The sequence below is a fragment of the Micromonospora sp. NBC_00362 genome (assembly GCF_026342155.1).
GTDB lineage: Bacteria > Actinomycetota > Actinomycetes > Mycobacteriales > Micromonosporaceae > Micromonospora > Micromonospora hortensis.
This window is the reverse complement of record NZ_JAPENH010000001.1, coordinates 4,163,437-4,181,706: the sequence shown is the minus strand read 5'-3', so window position 1 is coordinate 4,181,706 and position 18,270 is coordinate 4,163,437. Positions and strand designations below refer to the sequence as shown.

The window sequence follows — 18,270 nt, the reverse complement described above, 5'->3', positions numbered from 1 at the left end:
CGTGGGCGCGATCACCGGAACGTTCAAGGGATTCGGTGTCACCTTCTCGCACATGTTCAGGAAGGTCGTCACTACCGACTACCCGTTCAAGCCGCCGGTGTCGGCGCCGCGCTACCACGGGCGGCACATCCTCAACCGGCACCCGGACGGCCTGGAGAAGTGCATCGGCTGCGAGCTGTGCGCCTGGGCCTGCCCGGCGGACGCGATCTACGTCGAGGGCGGCGACAACACCGACGAGGAGCGCTTCTCGCCGGGTGAGCGGTACGCCAGCATCTACCAGATCAACTACGCCCGCTGCATCTTCTGCGGGCTGTGCATCGAGGCCTGCCCGACCCGGTCGCTCACCATGAGCAACGAGTACGAGTTGGCCCGGGACAACCGGCAGGACCTGATCTTCACCAAGGAGCAGTTGCTCGCGCCGTTGCTGGAGGGCATGGAGCAGCCTCCGCACCCGATGCGGCTGGGTGACAGCGAGAAGGACTACTACGTCGGCGCGCTGGACAACCCGGGCACCTCCGCCGGTGCGGAGACGTCCCCGATGGGCCCCGGCCGCTACAAGGTCGAGGAGCACCCCGGCGTGACGTTCCCGGGCGCCGAGCAGGCCGCCCAGCGCGTGGCGGCCGGCAAGGGAGAGGAAGCATGACCACGTCTACGGTGCTCGCCGCGGCGGGTTCTGTCCCCACCGGCGAGGCGGTCACCTTCTGGATCCTCGCCCCGCTCGCGCTGATCGGCGGGATCGGGATGGTGGCCGCGCGCAACGCCGTGCACTCGGCGCTGTGGCTGGTGCTGACAATGCTCTGCCTGGGCGTGTTCTACGTGCTCCAGGCCGGTCCGTTCATCGGCATGGTGCAGATCATCGTCTACACCGGCGCCATCATGATGCTGTTCCTCTTCGTGCTGATGCTTGTCGGTCGGGACTCCACCGACTCGCTGATCGAGACGCTGCGCGGCCAGCGCGTCGCGGCGATCGTGCTCGGCCTGGGCTTCGCCGGCCTGGTCGGCACCGGCCTCTACCAGGCGCTGGACCGGACCAACACGGTCGGTCTGGACCAGGTCAACGCCGAGGGGAACGTGCAAGGCATCGCCCGGCTGCTGTTCACCAAGTACGTCTTCGCGTTCGAGCTGACCTCGGCGCTGCTGATCACCGCGGCGGTCGGTGCCATGGTGCTGGCCCACGTCGAGCGGCGTAAGCAGGACAAGGTCGACCAGGTGTCGACAATGAAGGCACGCTTCGCCCCGGGCAACTACCCCGGCCCGAAGCCGGGCCCCGGCGTCTTCGCGACCTCCTCCTCGGTGGCCACCCCGGCCCGGCTGCCCGACGGCCGCCTGACCGACCGCAGCACCCCGGCGATCCTTCCGCAGCGCGAGCTGACCGCCGAGGAGACGGCCCTGAAGGGTACGGACCGGTGAGCGCGAGGAGTGCAGCGAAGCGGAGCCTCGCAGTCGCGAACGGAAGGCAAACCAAGTAATGGGATCGTTCTTCTCGGTCGAGCCGACCTACTACCTCGTGCTCGCCGCGGTGCTGTTCACCATCGGCGCCGCCGGGGTGCTGATCCGGCGCAACGCGATCGTGCTGTTCATGTGCGTGGAGCTGATGCTCAACGCGGCCAACCTGACGCTGGTCACCTTCAGCCGGATCAACGGTGACCTCAACGGCCAGATCATGGCGTTCTTCGTGATGGTGGTGGCGGCGGCCGAGGTCGTGGTCGGGCTCGCGATCATCATGTCCATCTTCCGGACGCGACGCTCGGCGAGCGTCGACGACGCCAACCTGCTCAAGTACTAGAGGGGTCCACCGGTGGAAGAGACTGTGGAATACGCCCAGGCCACGGGGCTGCTTGGGGGCGTCTGGCTGCTGGTGGCGATCCCGCTGCTCAGCGCGGCCATCCTGCTGCTGCTCGGCCGCCGGGCCGACCGCTGGGGGCACTGGTTGGGCGTGGCCGCCATCGGCGCCGCGTTCGTGCTCGGCCTGAGCTTCTTCTTCCAGCTGCGTGGCCTGGAGAACAAGTCGGTCGAGCTGAGCCTCTGGGACTTCATCGCTGTCGGTGACCTGCGTGTCGACTTCGGCCTGCTCTTCGACCCGCTGGCCGCGGTCTTCGTGCTGCTGATCACCGGGGTGGGTTTCCTGATCCACCTGTACGCGGTGGAGTACATGTCCCACGACGCGGGCCGTCGTCGGTTCTTCGCGTACTTCAACCTGTTCGTCGCGGCGATGCTCCTGCTGGTGCTCGGCAACAACTACGTGATGCTGTATTTCGGCTGGGAGGGCGTCGGTCTGGCGTCGTACCTGCTGATCTCCTTCTGGACCGAGCGGCCGAGCGCGGCCACCGCCGGCAAGAAGGCGTTCCTGATGAACCGGGTCGGCGACGCCGGCCTGGCCATCGGCATCTTCATCATGTTCGCCACCCTGGGCACCACCCAGTACGACGAGGTGTTCAACGGTGTCGGCGCGCTGACCGGCACCACGGTGCTGGTCCTCGGCCTGTTGCTGCTGCTCGGGGCGGCCGGCAAGTCCGGTCAGTTCCCGCTCCAGGCGTGGTTGCCGGACGCGATGGAGGGCCCGACCCCGGTGTCGGCGCTCATCCACGCCGCCACCATGGTCACCGCGGGCGTCTACCTGATCGCCCGGTCCAACCCGATCTTCTCGGCCAACTCGACGCTGCAACTCGTGGTGGTCAGCGTCGGCGCGCTCACCCTGCTGATCGGCTGCATCATCGGTGCGGCGAAGGACGACATCAAGCGGGTGCTGGCCTGGTCGACGGTGAGCCAGATCGGCTACATGTTCCTCGGTGTCGGCCTTGGCGGCGCGGCGTACGCGCTGGCCATCGTGCACCTGCTGGCGCACGGCTTCTTCAAGGCCAACATGTTCCTGGGCGCCGGCTCGGTCATGCACGGAATGAAGGACCAGGTCGACATCCGCCGCTTCGGTGGGCTGTCCAAGTACATGAAGATCACCTGGTTGACCTTCATGATGGGCTGGCTGGCCATCATCGGCATGTTCCCCTTCTCCGGCTTCTTCTCCAAGGAGCCGATCATCGTGGCCGCCTTCGAGCGGGAGGACTGGACCGCCTGGCTGTTCGGCGGTGCGGCACTGCTCGGCGCCGGGCTCACCGCGTTCTACATGACGCGGCTGTTCGTGCTCACGTTCCACGGGCCGCAGCGGTGGACCGAGGACATCGAGCACCCGCACGAGTCGCCGAAGCTGATGACCATCCCGCTGATCCTGCTGGCGGTCGGGTCGGTCGGCGCCGGGTTCCTGCTCGCCACGTCCGTTCCGGACTGGCTGACGGAGACCGCCGGGCTGGGCGGCGAGCACGCGGAGCACGCGGCGGTCCTCTCGCACACCGTGATCACCATCCTGTCGCTGCTGGTCACCGTGCTCGGTGCCGGGCTCGCCTGGTTCCTGTTCCGGGCCGGCACTGCCACCGTGCCGCAGCCGGCCGGGGTGCTGGTCACCGCCGCCCGGCGCAACCTCTACACCGACACGGTCAACGAGGCGGTCTTCGAGAAGCCGGGCATCTTCCTCACCCGGGCGCTGGTGTACCTCGACAACCGGGGCATCGACGGGCTCGTCAACGGGCTCGCCGCAGCGGTCGGCGGGGGCTCGGGTCGACTCCGTCGGATGCAGACCGGCTTTGTCCGCTCGTACGCCACCTCGATCCTGGCCGGTGCGCTGCTGGTGATGGCGGCGTTCCTGGCGGTGCAGGCGGGGTGGTTCGCGTGATCGACCTCAATACGCCCGCCCCCGCCGGCGGACCACGCATCCACGACGGAGGTAAGGCCGCATAATGTCCAACTTCCCGTTCCTCTCGGTGCTCACCGTGGCGCCGCTGGTGGGCGCCCTGGTGGTGGCCTTCCTGCCGCGCCACCGCCCGGAGCTGGCGAAGCAGGTGGCGTTCGCCTGGTCGCTGCTCGTGCTGGTGCTCTCGGTGGTGATGTGGGTCAGCTTCAACGCCGGCGGTGACCGGTTCCAGTTCCGCGAGTCGTACTCCTGGATTCCGAACTGGGGGGTCAGCTTCACCTTCGCCGCCGACGGCATCGCGCTGGTGATGCTGATGCTGATCGCGGTTCTGGTGCCGCTGGTGATCCTGGCGTCCTGGCACGACGCCGAGTCGTCGAAGCGGTCGGTGCCCGTCTACTTCGCGCTGCTGCTGGTCCTCGAGTGCACGATGATCGGTGTCTTCGCGGCCGCCGACGTCTTCCTGTTCTACGTGTTCTTCGAGGTCATGCTGGTGCCGATGTACTTCCTCATCGGCAGCTACGGCGGCCACCAGCGGCAGTACGCGGCGGTGAAGTTCTTCCTCTACTCGCTCGTCGGCGGTCTGTTCATGCTGGCCGCGGTGATCGGCCTGTGGGTGGTCGGCGGAAAGACCTTCGACTGGCAGGCGCTCTCGCAGGTCGACATCAGCACCGGCACCGAGCGGTGGCTGTTCCTCGGCTTCTTCCTCGCGTTCGCCATCAAGGCGCCGTTCTTCCCGTTCCACACCTGGTTGCCCGACGCCGGTGGCGCCGCCCCGGCGGGCGCGGCGGCGCTGCTCGTCGGCGTGCTGGACAAGGTCGGCACCTTCGGCATCCTGCGCTACTGCCTGCCGCTGTTCCCCGAGGCGTCGAAGTGGTTCGCGCCGTGGGCGCTGGCCCTGGGCGTGATCGGCATCGTCTACGCCGCGCTGCTGGCGGTCGGCCAGAACGACCTCAAGCGGCTGGTGTCGTACACCTCGATCGCGCACTTCGGCTTCATCGGGGTGGGCATCTTCGCCTTCACCACCCAGGCCGGCACCGGCGCGGTGCTCTACATGCTCAACCACGGGCTGGCCACCGGCCTGCTCTTCCTGGTGGTGGGCATGCTGATCTCCCGCCGTGGTTCGGCGCTGATCAGTGACTTCGGTGGCGCTGGCAAGCTCGTCCCGGTGCTCGCCGGGGTGCTCTTCTTCGCCGGTCTCGCCTCGCTCGCGCTGCCCGGCACGGCGCCGTTCATCTCCGAGTTCCTGGTGCTGATCGGCACCTTCACAGTGAACAAGCCGGTAGCTGTCATCGCCACGCTCGGCATCATCCTGGCCGCCGCGTACGTGCTGTGGATGGTGCAGCGCACCACCCAGGGCACCCTCAACCCGGCGCTGACCGAGGTCGACGGGATGCGCCGGGACCTCAACCTGCGCGAGAAGGTGGTGGTCGCCCCGCTGATCGCGCTGATCGTGCTGCTCGGCTTCTTCCCCAAGCCGGTCACTGACGTGATCAACCCCGCCGTCCAGGCGACAATGGACGACATCGGCAGAACCGACCCGGCGCCGTCCGTGGGCGGCACCGTCCAGGAGGCAGGCCGGTGAGCGCGAGGAGTGAGCTTGCGAGCCCCGCAGTCGTGAACGAAAGGTCGGCCCAGTGACCGAGTTGAAGCTGCCGTCGATCGACTACGCGGCGATCTCTCCGATCCTGATCATGCTGGGCACGGCGTTGCTCGGCGTGCTGGTCGAGGCCCTGGTGCCTCGTCGCTGGCGGCACGTGGTGCAGTTGACGCTGGCGCTGCTCGCCGTGCTCGCGGCACTGACCATGGTGGTCCTCAGCGCCGATGAGCGGATCATCACCGCGGGCCAGGCGCTCGCGATCGACGGGCCGACGCTCTTCCTCCAGGGCGCGATCCTGGTGCTGGCAGCGATGGCGCTGCTGCTGATCGGTGACCGCTCGGTCGAGCGGGGCGGGGCGTTCGTCGCCCAGGCCGCGGTGACCGCGGAGTCGGCCGACGACCGGCGGCAGGCCGAGGGGCGCAACGGTCTCACCGAGGTCTACCCGCTGACCACGTTCGCGATCGGCGGCATGCTGATCTTCGTGGCGGCGAACGACCTGCTGACCATGTTCATCGCACTCGAGGTCTTCTCCCTGCCGCTCTACCTGCTCTGCGCGCTGGCCCGTCGCCGGCGTCTGCTGAGCCAGGAGGCGGCGATGAAGTACTTCCTGCTCGGCGCGTACGCCTCGGCGTTCTTCCTGTTCGGCGTGGCCCTGATCTACGGCTTCACCTCCGGCGTCCCGGGGCGGACGGCCGGCGTCGACTTCGCCACCATCCACGCGGCGGTGGGCGAGTCGCCGGCCAGCCCGGTGCTGCTCTTCGCCGGCATGGCGCTGCTCGCCATCGGTCTGCTCTTCAAGGCCGCGGCGGCCCCGTTCCACGTCTGGACCCCGGACGTCTACCAGGGCGCTCCGACCCCGGTCACCGGGTTCATGGCGGCCTGCACCAAGGTCGCCGCGTTCGGGGCCCTGCTGCGCGTCTTCCAGGTCGCGTTCGCCGACGCCAACTGGGACTTCACGCCGGTCCTCGGGGCGGTGGCGGTGCTGACCATGCTGGTGGGTGCGGTGCTCGCTGTCACCCAGACCGACATCAAGCGGCTGCTCGCGTACTCCTCGATCGCCAACGCCGGCTACCTGCTGGTCGGTGTGTTGGCGCCGAGCCGCGACGGGCTGGCCGGCACGATGTTCTACCTCGTCGCGTACGGCTTCTCGGTGCTCGCCGCGTTCGCCGTGGTGACGTTGGTACGGGACGACGACGGCGAGGCCACCCACCTGTCCCGCTGGGCCGGGCTGGGCCGTCGGTCGCCGTTCTTCGCCGCGCTGTTCACGTTCATCCTGCTGGCCTTCGCCGGCATTCCGCTGACCAGCGGCTTCACCAGCAAGTTCGCCATCTTCGGGCCGGCGTTGGAGGGTGGCCAGGCCTGGCTGGTGATCGCCGGTGTGCTGACCAGCATGATTCTCGCGTTCCCGTACCTGCGGGTCGTGGTGATGATGTGGCTCTCCGAGCCGGGCGAGTCCACCCCGACCGTCATGGTGCCTGGTGGGCTCACCTCCGCCGCGCTGATGATCGGTGTGCTGGCGACCCTGGTGTTGGGTGTCGCCCCGGCGCCGCTGCTCGATCTGGCTGCCGGAGCCGCCGAATTCGTTCGATGACCGAGGGATCGATCACCGGGGGTCGGCGCGTGTTCACGTGCCGGCCCCCGGTGCGTATCCCCGGGCCGGAGCAGGTCGAACGGGTGTGGCATGGTTGTTAGCGTGGTGAAACCGGCGGGCGAGCGTTCAGGTGCCTCCGGCTCCGGCGGTCGACGGGGTCGGGCGAGCACGAGTCAGTTCGGCGCGCTTGGCCTCAACCTCGCCGATCCTCGTGTCGAGGCGTCCGTGCTGGGTCTTCTGGACACGGTCGAGGTCGAGTTGCGGGCCAGCGTGGCCAGTGCCGACCCGTTCGTCACCGAGGCCGCCCGGCACCTCGTCGAGGCTGGCGGGAAGCGGTTCCGGCCGTTGCTGGTGGCGCTCGGCGCCCAGTTCGGTGACCCGACCGGTGCGCAGGTGGTCCCGGCCGCCGTGGTGATGGAGCTCACTCACCTCGCCACCCTCTACCACGACGACGTGATGGACGAGGCCGCCGTCCGTCGGGGTGCGCCGAGCGCGAACTCCCGGTGGACCAACTCGGTCGCCATCCTGGTCGGCGACTACCTCTTCGCCCGCGCGGCCGACATCGCCGCCGACCTGGGCCCCGAGGCGGTCCGGTTGCAGGCGCGCACCTTCGCCCGGCTGGTGCACGGCCAGATCGCGGAGACGGTCGGGCCGCGCGCCGACGACGACCCGGTGGCCCACTACCTGCACGTGATCGCCGAGAAGACCGGCTCGCTGATCGCCACGTCGGCCCGGTTCGGCGGCATGTTCGGTGGCGCCGCCCCGGAGCACGTGGAGGCCCTCGCCGGGTACGGCGAGACGATCGGCGTCGCCTTCCAGCTCTCCGACGACCTGCTGGACATCGCCTCCGAGTCGGTGCAGTCGGGCAAGACCCCCGGCACGGACCTTCGCGAGGGTGTCCCGACGCTGCCGGTGCTCTACGCCCGCGAGGCGGACGACTCCGACGCGTCGTCGGTGCGGCTGCGGGAGATCCTGGCGACCGGCCCGTTGACCGACGACGCGCTGCACGCCGAGGCGTTGGGGTTGCTCCGGGAGAGCCCGGCGCTCAAGCGGGCCCGGGAGACCGTGCGCAGCTACGCCGAGGAGGCCCGCGCGCAGCTCGCCCCGCTGCCGCCCGGCCCGTCCCGCAGCGCGCTCGAGTCGCTCTGCGACTACATCGCCGACCGCACCAGCTGATCCACGCCGCGGCCCGCTCCGGTGGCGGCGCGGGTCAACAGTCGGCTGCCGACGAGCATGAGGGCGGCGGCGAGCAGCATCGCCACGGCAGCGATTGTCCACATCGCCGGGTAACCGAGGTGGGCGGCGAGGGGGCCCAGGCTCAGCGGGCCGAGGCAGCCGCCCGCGTACACCCCGGTCTGCGTGATCGAGGTGGCGGCGGCCGGTGACTGCGGGTGCAGCCGGACCACGGCGAAGTTCATCAGGCCGGGCCAGGCCCAGCCCAGGCCGAAGCCGAGCACCACGCCGACCACCAACGGCACCGAGCCGGTCAACGCCAGCAGGCCCAGCCCGACCGCGCCGACGAGCAGCATCGCGGCGATGAGGGCGACGTGGCCGGTCTCGCGGCGGTCGGCCAACCAGCCGGCGCCCACCCGAGCCGCCACGCAGACCGCACTACCCAGGGTCAGGGTGAGGCCGGCGAGGCCCGGCGACAGACCCCTTGCCGCGGCGGAGTCCACCAGGAAGGTGCCCAACGAGTTGGCCGCGCCCGAGGCCAACGTCGCCGCCGCGCCGATGACCACCAGCGCCGCCGTCGCCCGCCCGGCGCGGGCGGCGCCGGCCCGCCGGGCCAGGCCGGGCAACTGCCGGGGTACGGCGGCCAGCGTCGTCAGCGCTGCCACGGCGGCGGCCACGAACGCCCAGCGCCAGCCGGCGGTGAGCGCGATGGTGGGCACCGCCACCCCGGCCAGCAGGGTGGAGACCGGGATGGCGGCCTGCTTGACACCGAACGACAACCCCTGCCGCCGGGCCGGCACGTGCTGGGCCAGCGCGGCGTTGCTGGCCAACTGGCCGAGCGCGTTCGCGGCGGCGCTGAGCGCCAGTAGGCCGACCAGCACCGGGTACGACCGGGCGAAGGCGGCCACGGCCAGCATCGACCCGGCGGCCAGCAGAATGCCGCAGCGAGCGACCAGTGCCGGCCCGTACCGCTCGACCAACCGCCCGGAGGGCACCGACGCCAGCGCGCTGACCCCGAAGTAGACGGAGACAGCCAGGCCCAGGCCGGCCGGCGAGAAGCCGAGGTCCGTGCCCATCTGCACGGCGAGACCGCCGAGCAGGAACACGGGGAGTACGCAGGCCACAGTGGTGACGACCGCGCCCGCGCTGGCCCGGACCGGACGGCGTCGGGCAACGGTCGGATCGGGGGTGTTGGAGGTGTCGGTCATCGTCCGGCAAACCTACGCGAACCCCGCTCACAGCACTCCTGGTGACCGGCGGGCCACAAGCTGTGGATGGTGATCTGGCATCCTCGACCCGAACAGGCATTTCGCACCGGGCCTGTTTTTCATATGGTGTAAGTCCCCGGCGGCGGAGGTGGTTGTGCGCGACCCCTTGGCAGAACCTTCGGACCTGATTCGCAGCGTGTCCCGAGCGCTACGGGTGCTGGAGTCGGTCGGTCGCGCCCCGAAGGGCCTGACCGTCAAGCAGATCGCCCGGCGCTGCGAGCTGACAGTGGCCACCACCTACCACCTGGTGCGCACCCTCGCCTACGAGGGCTACGTGATCCGTCGAGAGGACGGCACGTACATCGTGGGGTTGGAGGTGGCCGACCGGTACCGGGAGTTGGTGACGGCGTTCCGGGGCCCGCCAGCGGTCGGTGAGACGCTGCGGCGGGCCGCCCTGGACACCGGCTACAGCCACTACCTCGGTCGGTTCGTCGGCGGTCAGGTGGCCCTCACCGCTGTCGCCGAGGGGCACCGCTCGCCCTACCTGGAGGATCTCGTCCCCGGCTTCGACGAGGGGGCGCACGCGACAGCGCTCGGCAAGTCGTTGCTCGCCACCCTCACCACCGACCAGCGCTACCGCTACCTGCGCGAGTACGGCATGCGCCCCTTCACCACCGCCACGCTGACCACCACCGAGAGTTTCGAGGCCGACCTGGCGGCCGGCGACCGGCGCGGCATGCAACTGGAGATGGGGCAGTTCCGCCAGGGGGTGGCCTGCGCCGCGGTGCTCGTCGCACCGGACAAGGACATGGAACGCCGCGTCGTGCTGGCCTGCGCGTTGCCGGCCAGCGAGATGATGACCTCCGCCCGGGTCGTACGGGCCAAGCTGCTCACAGTGGCCCGTGGCGTGGCCGACGGCATCGCCACCGACAACTGACCGCCGAGAGGCCCTCTCCCGGGCTGGGAGAGGGCCTCTCGGTGCGGTCCAGCGCCGGACCGCCGGAGCAACGTCAGCGGCCGATCAGCCCCGAGTACGACGTCAGCTGCCCACCGGGCCGCCGTCGAGGCGCCAGGTGACCACCACGCCCGGCTTGGCGTAGTCACCGTCCGGCCAGTTCGAGGCCGGGTTCTCCACCGAGGCCCCGGTGATCTCGCCCGGGTGCTGTACGGCGACGAAGACCGAGCGGTTGTCGCCGGTGATGAACGGGCCGCAGGTCTCCGCGCCGAGCGGCACCGTCAGGAACTGCTTGAGGTGACCCCGCTCCGGACCCTCCACGGCGGTGGCGAACAGGCCGTCGTTGCTGCCCAGCGCATTGCCGTCGGTGGAGATCCAGAGGTTGCCGGTGGCGTCGAAGGCGACGTTGTCCGGGCAGGAGATCGGGGAGACCTTGGTCTTGTCGTACCCGGCGAAGAAGGTCGACGGGTCGGTCGGGTCGCCGCAGACGATCGGCAGCGACCAGGCGAAGGTCTCCGAGGTGTTGTCGTTGCGGTCCTCGACCAGCTCCAGGATCTGCCCGTGCTTGTTGGCGGTGCGCGGGTTGGCCTCGTCCGCCTTCGGGTTGCTGCCGACGCCCCGGTTGGTGTTGTTCGTCAGCGCCACGTACACCTTGCCGGTGAGCAGGCTCGGCTCGACGTCCTCGGGGCGGTCCATCTTGGTCGCGCCGACCTTGTCGCCGGCGAGCCGGGTGAAGGTGAGCACGTCCGCGGCGGTCATCCCGTCGACGAACGAGCGGTTGCCGCTGACCAGCCTGATCCAGCGACCCCGGCCGTTGAACGCGCCGTCGGTGGGGAGCTTGCCCGAGCCGTCGATCTCGGCGGCGCTGGTCTGGTCGAGCTTCGCCACGTACAGCGTGCCGGACTCCAGCAGGGTCAGGTTGTGCTTGCGGGCAGCCCAGGAGTTGCCCTTCATGAACTTCTTGTCCGAGACGAACTTGTAGAGATAGTCGAACCGCTCGTCGTCGCCCATGTACGCGACCACGTGACCGTCCTTCGCCACGATCACGTTGGCGCCCTCGTGCTTGAACCGGCCCATCGCTGTGTGCTTGCGCGGGCGGCTCTCCGGGTCGAACGGGTCGATCTCGACGACCCAGCCGAACCGGTGTGCCTCGTTGGGGTGCTTCGCCAGGTCGAAGCGCTCGTCCGCGCGCTCCCACTTGCGGCTGCCGCTGGGGTAGCGGCTGGCGGTGCCGATGCCGTACCGGTCCAGCTTCGGCTTCAGCTCGGCCGGGACGGCGTCGGCGCCCACGAAGTACTGGTTGAAGTTCTCCTCGCCGGAGAGGACCGTGCCCCACGGGGTCACGCCACCGGCGCAGTTGTTCAGCGTGCCGACGACAGTGCGGCCCCTGGGGTCGGCGGCGGTCTTCAGCCAGGCCGAGCCGGCGGCCGGGCCGGTCAGGTCGAACTTGGTGCTCAGGGCGGTGACCCGCCGGTTGTACGGCCGGGGGCCCTTCCCGACCGGCTTCCACTGCCCGGTGCCCGCGACCCGCTCAAGCTCCACCACCGACATGCCGTGCGCGGCCATCGCGGTGCGCAACTGCTCCACGGAGAGCCCGTCCAGGCCGGGGAAGCCTGGGAACATCAGGTCCTCGTTCGTGTACTCGTGGTTGACCACGAGCAGCGCCCGCTTGCCTTGCTTGTCCAGCGGCAGCACGCCCACGAAGTCGTTGTTGTACCCGAACTGCCTGGACTGCGCGGCGGCGGTCTGGTGGTGCAGGTCGAACTCCGGCGCGCCCGGCAGCACCGGGTCACCCCACTTGATCACCACGGCGTGGTCGTAGCCGTTCGGTACGACAAGGGTGTCCAGCTTGTTCGGTGGGATCGGCTTGAAGGTCAGCGCGCCGCTGCCGACCCCGGTGCTGGGACGACCGAACCCGACGTTCTCCGGAACGTCCGGGGCGGTCGGGGCCGCCATGGCCGGGGCCGCCCCGGCGAGCGCGCCGGCTGCCGCGCCGCCGAAACCGAGCACCAACGCGCCGACAGCGCCGGCCCGGACCACGCCACGCCGCGACACCTCGGCGTTCACCACGTCACCGAAGTACGCGTTGTCGGAGGTGTTCGGGACCGGGTGGTCACACGCGTTTCCGCACCGGTACAGGCAGGTCATGGCATCACGGGTGCCATGGCGGGTGCCGTTCAACAGGGGGAGCAGCCGGGGACGGTCGCTCATGGGGGAGGCCTCCAGAGAAGTCGGTGGCACGACAGGCGGCGTACCAGCCGGACGCTAAGAGGACGCGGTGAGCGCTCGTCAGCCGCGATGTGAACCAGGCATGAACACCTTCGTCGGCGGCGTCACCACGCCACCGGTCTGACCTCGGGCTGAACCGATCGGCGTGACAGCACGTATTCCCGAGCGAACGCACCGCCGGACGCGCGCCGGAAGCGAGGAGACCGCCATCAGCGACCACGACGCCCAACTGCTCCGCGCGCTGCACGACGAGCACGCGGAGGCGCTGTACGCCCATGCCCTGCGGCTGGTCAACGGGGACCGGCAGCGGGCCGAGGACCTGGTACAGGAGACGCTGCTGCGGGCCTGGCGACATCCGGAGTCTCTCGACCCGAGACGCGGATCGGTGCGGTCCTGGCTGTTCACCACCGCGCGCAACCTGGCCATCGACGCCTGGCGGCGCCGATCCACCCGCGTCGGTGAGGTGTTCACCGACGATCTGCCCGAACCGCCCGAGGTGATCGACGAGGCCGAACGGGCGGTGGAGGCGTGGACCGTCGCCGAGGCGCTGAACCGGCTCAGCCCGACCCACCGGGAAGTGCTTGTCGAGTGCTTCTACCAGGGGCGGTCGGTGGCCGAGGCGGCGTCCCGCCTGGGCGTGCCGCCAGGGACCGTGAAATCCCGCACCCACTACGCGCTGCGGTCTCTACGGTTGGTCCTGGCCGAGATGGGGGTGACGGGATGACCCGGTGCGAGTTCGCGTATGACGACGGCGCGTACGTGCTGGGCGCCCTGGCCCCCGCCGAACGGGCGGCCTACGAGCGGCACCTCGGCGGGTGCGCCTCGTGTCGGGAGGCGGTCGCGGAGATCGCCGTCCTGCCCGGGTTGCTCGGACGCCTCGACCCGGCGGGGTTGGAGCAGATCCTGCCGCCGCCGGCCCCGCCCCGGGTACCCGCGCTGCTCGACGAGGCCCGCCAGCGCCGCCGTCGGGAACGCGCCGCGGACCGGCGACGATACGCACTGACCACACTGGCCGCCGCCGGGCTGGCGCTGCTGGTCGGTGTGGGCACCGCAGTGGCGCTGCCTCGAACGGTCGACCCGTCCGGGCCGCCCGGCGCGCAGGGCAACCCGACCCCGCAGGTGTCGATGGTGGCCATGCGACCGGTGGCCGCCGCCGGGCCGGTGCACGCCGACCTCGGGCTCACCGGCACCAAGTGGGGCACCGAGGTGAGAATGCGTTGCGGGTACGACGCGCGGACGAGCTACGGCAAGGCGTACCCGTTCCGGCTGGTGGCGCGTGGTCCGAACGGCGCCACCGAGCAGATCGGCTCCTGGTTGGCGGCGCCCGGCGACGACCTCAGCTTCACCGGCGCGACGAGGTTCACCGACGCCGAGCTGGTCAGCGTGGAGCTGCAGAAAGCCGACGGCACGCCCCTCCTGACCTACGCCGTCCCCTAACCCACCCCACCCCACCCCGCCCCGCCCAACCCCGGTCCTCCGCGATCTTGCACTTTCTGCTGTTCCATAAGGGGCAGATCAGGCATATCGACGACCGAAACTGCAAGATCGCGGGGTCAGGGGGTGGGGAGGGGGGTGGGGACAGGGGTCTGGTGGCGGGTGCGGCGGGAGGCTCGGACGGCGTCGGCGGTGAAGACGATCAGAGCCAGCCAGACCAGCGCGAAGCCGGCCAGGCGGGCCGGCGGCATCGGCTCGTGGAAGATCAGCACCCCGCAGCCGAGCTGGAGGATGGGCGCCAGATACTGGATCATGCCTAGGCTGCTCAGGGGCAGTCGGTTGGCCGCCCCGGCGAACAGCAACAGCGGGATCGCCGTGGCCGCGCCGGCCAGCACCAGCAGCGCTGTGTGCCCGGCCGAGACGTGCCCGAAGGTCAGCTCGGCCTTCGCGGTCAGCCAACCCAGGTAGCCCAACGCCGGCAACGCCAGCACCGCCGACTCGACGAAGAGCCCCTCCGCCGCCGGCAGCCCGAGCCGCTTCTTCACCAGGCCGTAGCCGGCGAAGCTGAACGCCAGGGTCAACGCCAGCCAGGGCAGCCGGCCGTAGTCCACTGTGAGCACCGCGACCGCCGACGCGCCGATCCCCAGCGCCACCCACTGCGCCGGGCGTAGCCGCTCCCGCAGCACAGTCACCCCGAGCAGCACCACTACCAGCGGGTTGATGAAGTAGCCGAGCGCCGTCTCCACCACCCGGTCGGAGTTGACCCCGTAGATGTAGGTGCCCCAGTTGACAGCGATCAGCGCGGCGGCGGCGGCGATCCCCGCCATCGCCCAGGGGCGGCGCAGCAGCGCCCGCAGGAAGCCGACGTTGCGCAGCGCCGCCAGCAGCAGGGCCACGAAGAGCACCGACCAGACGATCCGGTGGGCCAGGATCTCCAGCGGGCCGGCGGGTCGCAGCAGCTTCAGGTAGAGCGGAAAGAAACCCCAGAGCAGGTACGCGCCGAGGCCGTAGAGATATCCCAGGCGGAGTGGCGTCACGCCTCCACCGTAAGGGGCGTAGTGCTGCTTTGTTCCTTTCCGGTGATCGGGGTCACCGGGGGTCGCCGGTCCAGCTGCATCCAGCGTTGCGGCGCGTCCAGCGGGGTGAAGCCCACCCCCGCGTACACCTGGTGGGCGTCGTTGGTGCAGAGCAGGATCCGGCGTACGCCCAGCTCGTCCAGGTGGTCGCGGACCGCGCCGGCCAGCCACCCGCCCAGCCCGCGACCTCGGGCGGCACGGTCGACGTACACGTCGCAGAGCCAGGCGAAGGTGGCGCCGTCAGTCACGACCCGGGCCACAGCGACCTGCCGGCCGTCCTCCGGCCGGTAGATGCCGAACGGCAGCGAGCCGGCGAACGACCGCTCCGTGGTCTCCCGGTCCCGTCCGAGCGCCCAGTACGCGTCGGTGGACAACCAGTGGTGCACCAGGTCCAGGTCGATCCGCGCCGGATCGGTGCTGAGCAGGTGGCCGTCGGGAGAGGTCAGCGAGAACATGCTGCGACGCTAACCGCCGAGGTGGGCGGTCCGGCCGCCACATTCCCGAACTCTGGTCATCGGCCCGCCGGGGCCCCGACCGAGGTCGGAGCCCCGGACGGACCGGGTCGGTGCTGGTTGGTCGGCGATCAGTCGCGGTCGAGGACGGCGCCGAGGATCCAGGTCACGATGCTCACGAAGAGGGCGCCGAGCACTGCCGCCGGCCAGAAACCGTCCACCGAGAACGGCAGCCCGGCCTGGTCGGCGATCCAGCTGGTGAGCAGGAAGAGCAGCCCGTTCACCACCAGGGCGATGAGACCCAGGGTCAGCAGGTAGAAGCCACAACCGACGGTCTTGATGATCGGCTGGAGAACCGCGTTGACCACGCCGAAGATCACCGCCACCAGGAGCAGCGTGGTCACCGTCTCGGTGGCCGAGTTCGAATCCAGGGAGATGCCCGGGATGAGGAGCGTGGCCAGCCAGAAAGCCAGAGCTGTGCTGGCCAGCCGGATCAGCAGACCTTTCAGAAAACCCATGGCGGGGATCGTGCCACGGACACCGCACCGACGTAACCCGCCAGCTGGCCGTCCCGGTGGAATCAGCCCCGCGTCGGCGGGCCGATCAGTTGCGCCTCGATCGGAGTGGGGGAGAGCAGTGCCCAGCGCAGCGCCCGACGGTTGACCACGGCCACCATGTCCTCCCGGATCCGGGTCAGCCACTCGGCCGAGCCGCCCAGCCCCAGCGCCGCTCCGGCCAGGGTGGCCTCGGCGGAGGTCAGTGGCTGGAGCAATGCCAGGTCGGCGCGGCTCAACGCGTCCACATCGGCCGGGGTCAGCTCGTCGCGTACCACAAGGGTGGCCCGCCACGGTGGGCCCGGCGCTGCCTCGCCCGCCACCGGCCCGGCGTCGACGATGAGCAGCAACGGACGCAGCGCGGTGCCCACCCCGTCGGCGACCGCCCGACCGGGAGGGAGCAACGGGATCGTGCCACCCGGCGCGCCAACCCCTCGGATGAACGGCTCCCAGGCGCGTGGCCGGGCGGTCTGCACCACCACCAGGGCGCCGAGGGCCAGGGCGCGCAGGGCCACCAGCTGGGCTGCCCGCACCCCGCCGACCAGCAGCACGCGGGTGCTCTCCGGCCGGAACAGTCGCACGGTGACGGCTCGGCCGTGTCGATTGGTGCCGACCATCATTCCCGCGTCGCCCAGGGACAGCTCCCAGGCGTTCACCGCCGGGCCGGGTCGCGCTCCGGGCGCCGGTGAGCGGGGCTGCGCCCCGGGTGCCGACAGCGCCAACGGCAGCGTGGCGGCCAGCCCGCTCAGGTGGGCACCGTCGAGTCGGCGTAGCTTTCCGCCCAGGTCGGTCACCAGGCGGGTCAGCGCCTCGGTGGCCGCCACCAACTCAGCCGCCGTCCCGGCGGCCAGGCGTACGGTCAGCTCGGTCGGCACTCCGCTGGCCGTCGGCGGACCCGACGACGCCGACATCGTCGGCGACGGGCCTGAGCAGATCGACACCGTCGTGGCCGTCGCCGGCAGCGCGAGCAGGCGGGGCACCAACCGCCGGGTAGCCGCAGCGCCCGCATCGGGCCAGTGGAGCAGTCGGAAGGTGGCCTGGACGAGAGTGCCGGACCGGATCGCCGGCCAGGACTCCCGAACCGGTTCGCCATCGTGGTGGGCCAGCTCGCCCAGGACGCGCAGTACCGCCGGCACCCCGAGCGGCCGCGCGGCCAACGGCCCGAGCCGGCGGACGATCCGGCGAACCGTGCCGGCGAGTACCCGCCGCAGGTCCTCCTCGGACCAACCGTTCACCCGCAGCACCCGGACCGCCACCACCGCACGCTCGCGCCCGGCGAGCCGCCCGTCGGTGAGCTGCCGGTACGACGTGCCGACAGTGCCACCCGCGCTCGGCACCGGCGCCGGCGCACCGGCGAGCAGCAGTTGGATCAGCAGCGGGGGCTGGTCCGGCCCGGTCGCCGGGAGCAACGCGGCCGGGGCGGGGATCGCCTGGGACACGTCGCCCAGCAGGTCGCCGGGGTCGCCGAGCTCCAGGAGCGCGACCATGCCGGTGGTGTCCTCCAGGACGGCGGCCGGCCCGCCGGTCAACTCGGTCGAGCGGACCACTGTGCCCGGGGCGACCAGGTCGAGCAGTTCGGCCGCGTCGGCCGGCCCGGCCAACACCCGTCGACGGGTGAGGTGCCCGATGGCGGTGCCCAGCCACTCGAACAGCCACCGCCCTCGCACCGGTACCCAGGCGCCGACCACCAGCAGCACGGCCACCAGGACGGCCGCCGCGACGACCGGCGCGGGTCGGCCGAGGGTGACGAGCACGAGCGCCACCGCGACCTGTGCGGCGACCAGTTGGCCGGCTCGCGCTCCGGCAGCCGCACGACGGCCGAGTGCGACCCAGTGGGCCACCGGCGACCGGCGACCGGGGGTGCGCTGATCGACCGACAGCGGGCCGCTGTCGGTGGATCGGCCCGGCCCGCCCACCAGTGGGGAGGCACCTGTCTCGGATCCGGTCGGGGTCGGCGGGTGCGGCCCTCCGGTGGTGATCGCCGGCACCGTGCCTCCTCGACCAGTGGGGACCGGGTCGGGCGGCCGGCCGCCCTCCGGCGGCCCGTCACGCGCCGCGACGTGGCTGCGGCACATCGTAAGCGACCGATGGCCGCCTCGGTTGTCCACAGGGGAGGCCGGCGGGGTAGCAGAACTGCTACGAGGTCGCTACCGTCAGCCACGAAGTCCTTCGCTGACCCGTGTCTCAGTGCTCGACGACCGGGCCAAGCGACGACGCGTCGCCACGGGGTGGGCGCGTCGACGGCCAGGTGCGATCCGA

General features: G+C 70.8%; 16 protein-coding genes. 10 read left to right on the top strand and 6 right to left on the bottom strand.

What is annotated here, in order from left to right; genetic code table 11:
- Position 1: 1 nt before the first annotated feature.
- From nuoI to OG992_RS19135, 7 genes are all read left to right on the top strand, one after another.
- Positions 2 to 643 (top strand): NADH-quinone oxidoreductase subunit NuoI, encoded by a 642-nt coding sequence (gene nuoI / locus OG992_RS19165; RefSeq protein WP_238684802.1) that lies wholly within the window; start codon positions 2 to 4, stop codon positions 641 to 643.
- Entirely contained in the window at positions 640 to 1,410 is a 771-nt protein-coding gene (locus tag OG992_RS19160) for an NADH-quinone oxidoreductase subunit J (protein ID WP_238684801.1), read from the top strand. The genes nuoI and OG992_RS19160 overlap by 4 nt, the downstream gene beginning before the upstream one ends.
- A gap of 58 nt (positions 1,411 to 1,468) precedes the next feature.
- Positions 1,469 to 1,786, top strand: a complete 318-nt coding sequence (gene nuoK / locus OG992_RS19155; protein WP_238684800.1) for an NADH-quinone oxidoreductase subunit NuoK — start codon at positions 1,469 to 1,471, stop codon at positions 1,784 to 1,786.
- A gap of 12 nt (positions 1,787 to 1,798) precedes the next feature.
- Positions 1,799 to 3,724, top strand: coding sequence for an NADH-quinone oxidoreductase subunit L (gene nuoL, locus OG992_RS19150; RefSeq protein WP_238684799.1), 1,926 nt, complete (start codon positions 1,799 to 1,801; stop codon positions 3,722 to 3,724).
- Positions 3,725 to 3,788: 64 nt separating this feature from the next.
- A complete protein-coding gene (locus OG992_RS19145) occupies positions 3,789 to 5,324 on the top strand; it encodes an NADH-quinone oxidoreductase subunit M (RefSeq protein ID WP_145794932.1) in 1,536 nt (511 codons plus the stop codon).
- Positions 5,325 to 5,376: 52 nt separating this feature from the next.
- Positions 5,377 to 6,930, top strand: coding sequence for an NADH-quinone oxidoreductase subunit NuoN (gene nuoN, locus OG992_RS19140; protein ID WP_238684798.1), 1,554 nt, complete (start codon positions 5,377 to 5,379; stop codon positions 6,928 to 6,930).
- Between the two features lie 90 nt (positions 6,931 to 7,020).
- Positions 7,021 to 8,106, top strand: a complete 1,086-nt coding sequence (locus OG992_RS19135; RefSeq protein ID WP_238684797.1) for a polyprenyl synthetase family protein — start codon at positions 7,021 to 7,023, stop codon at positions 8,104 to 8,106.
- Here OG992_RS19135 and OG992_RS19130 read toward each other — a convergent pair.
- Positions 8,082 to 9,311 carry an MFS transporter gene (locus OG992_RS19130; RefSeq protein WP_266303944.1) on the bottom strand — a complete coding sequence of 410 codons (1,230 nt, stop codon included), beginning with the start codon at positions 9,309 to 9,311 and terminating at the stop codon, positions 8,082 to 8,084. The genes OG992_RS19135 and OG992_RS19130 overlap by 25 nt on opposite strands.
- A gap of 154 nt (positions 9,312 to 9,465) precedes the next feature.
- On the opposite strand from OG992_RS19130, the gene OG992_RS19125 reads away from it, so the two are divergent.
- Positions 9,466 to 10,248, top strand: a complete 783-nt coding sequence (locus OG992_RS19125) for an IclR family transcriptional regulator (RefSeq protein WP_091395539.1) — start codon at positions 9,466 to 9,468, stop codon at positions 10,246 to 10,248.
- Between the two features lie 102 nt (positions 10,249 to 10,350).
- On the opposite strand, the gene OG992_RS19120 is transcribed toward OG992_RS19125, so the two are convergent.
- The gene (locus tag OG992_RS19120) at positions 10,351 to 12,477 is read right to left on the bottom strand and encodes a PhoX family phosphatase (RefSeq protein WP_266303943.1); all 2,127 of its coding nucleotides are present in this window, start codon (positions 12,475 to 12,477) and stop codon (positions 10,351 to 10,353) included.
- A gap of 226 nt (positions 12,478 to 12,703) precedes the next feature.
- Here OG992_RS19120 and OG992_RS19115 point away from each other — a divergent pair, with 226 nt between their 5' ends.
- On the top strand, positions 12,704 to 13,219 hold the full coding sequence (locus OG992_RS19115) for a sigma-70 family RNA polymerase sigma factor (protein WP_051708644.1): 516 nt from the start codon (positions 12,704 to 12,706) through the stop codon (positions 13,217 to 13,219).
- Positions 13,216 to 13,932, top strand: coding sequence for an anti-sigma factor (locus OG992_RS19110; protein ID WP_238684794.1), 717 nt, complete (start codon positions 13,216 to 13,218; stop codon positions 13,930 to 13,932). The genes OG992_RS19115 and OG992_RS19110 overlap by 4 nt, the downstream gene beginning before the upstream one ends.
- Positions 13,933 to 14,048: 116 nt before the next feature.
- Here the strand turns inward: OG992_RS19110 and rarD are convergent, their stop codons facing one another.
- From rarD to eccE, 4 genes are all read right to left on the bottom strand, one after another.
- Positions 14,049 to 14,966, bottom strand: a complete 918-nt coding sequence (rarD, locus tag OG992_RS19105; protein WP_266303942.1) for an EamA family transporter RarD — start codon at positions 14,964 to 14,966, stop codon at positions 14,049 to 14,051.
- Entirely contained in the window at positions 14,963 to 15,460 is a 498-nt protein-coding gene (locus OG992_RS19100; protein WP_238684792.1) for a GNAT family N-acetyltransferase, read from the bottom strand. Before OG992_RS19100 ends, rarD begins: the two co-directional genes overlap by 4 nt.
- A gap of 128 nt (positions 15,461 to 15,588) precedes the next feature.
- On the bottom strand, positions 15,589 to 15,975 hold the full coding sequence (locus OG992_RS19095) for a phage holin family protein (RefSeq protein WP_091395522.1): 387 nt from the start codon (positions 15,973 to 15,975) through the stop codon (positions 15,589 to 15,591).
- A 62-nt stretch (positions 15,976 to 16,037) separates the two neighbouring features.
- A complete protein-coding gene (gene eccE / locus OG992_RS19090; RefSeq protein ID WP_266303941.1) occupies positions 16,038 to 17,999 on the bottom strand; it encodes a type VII secretion protein EccE in 1,962 nt (653 codons plus the stop codon).
- Positions 18,000 to 18,270 lie beyond the last annotated feature (271 nt).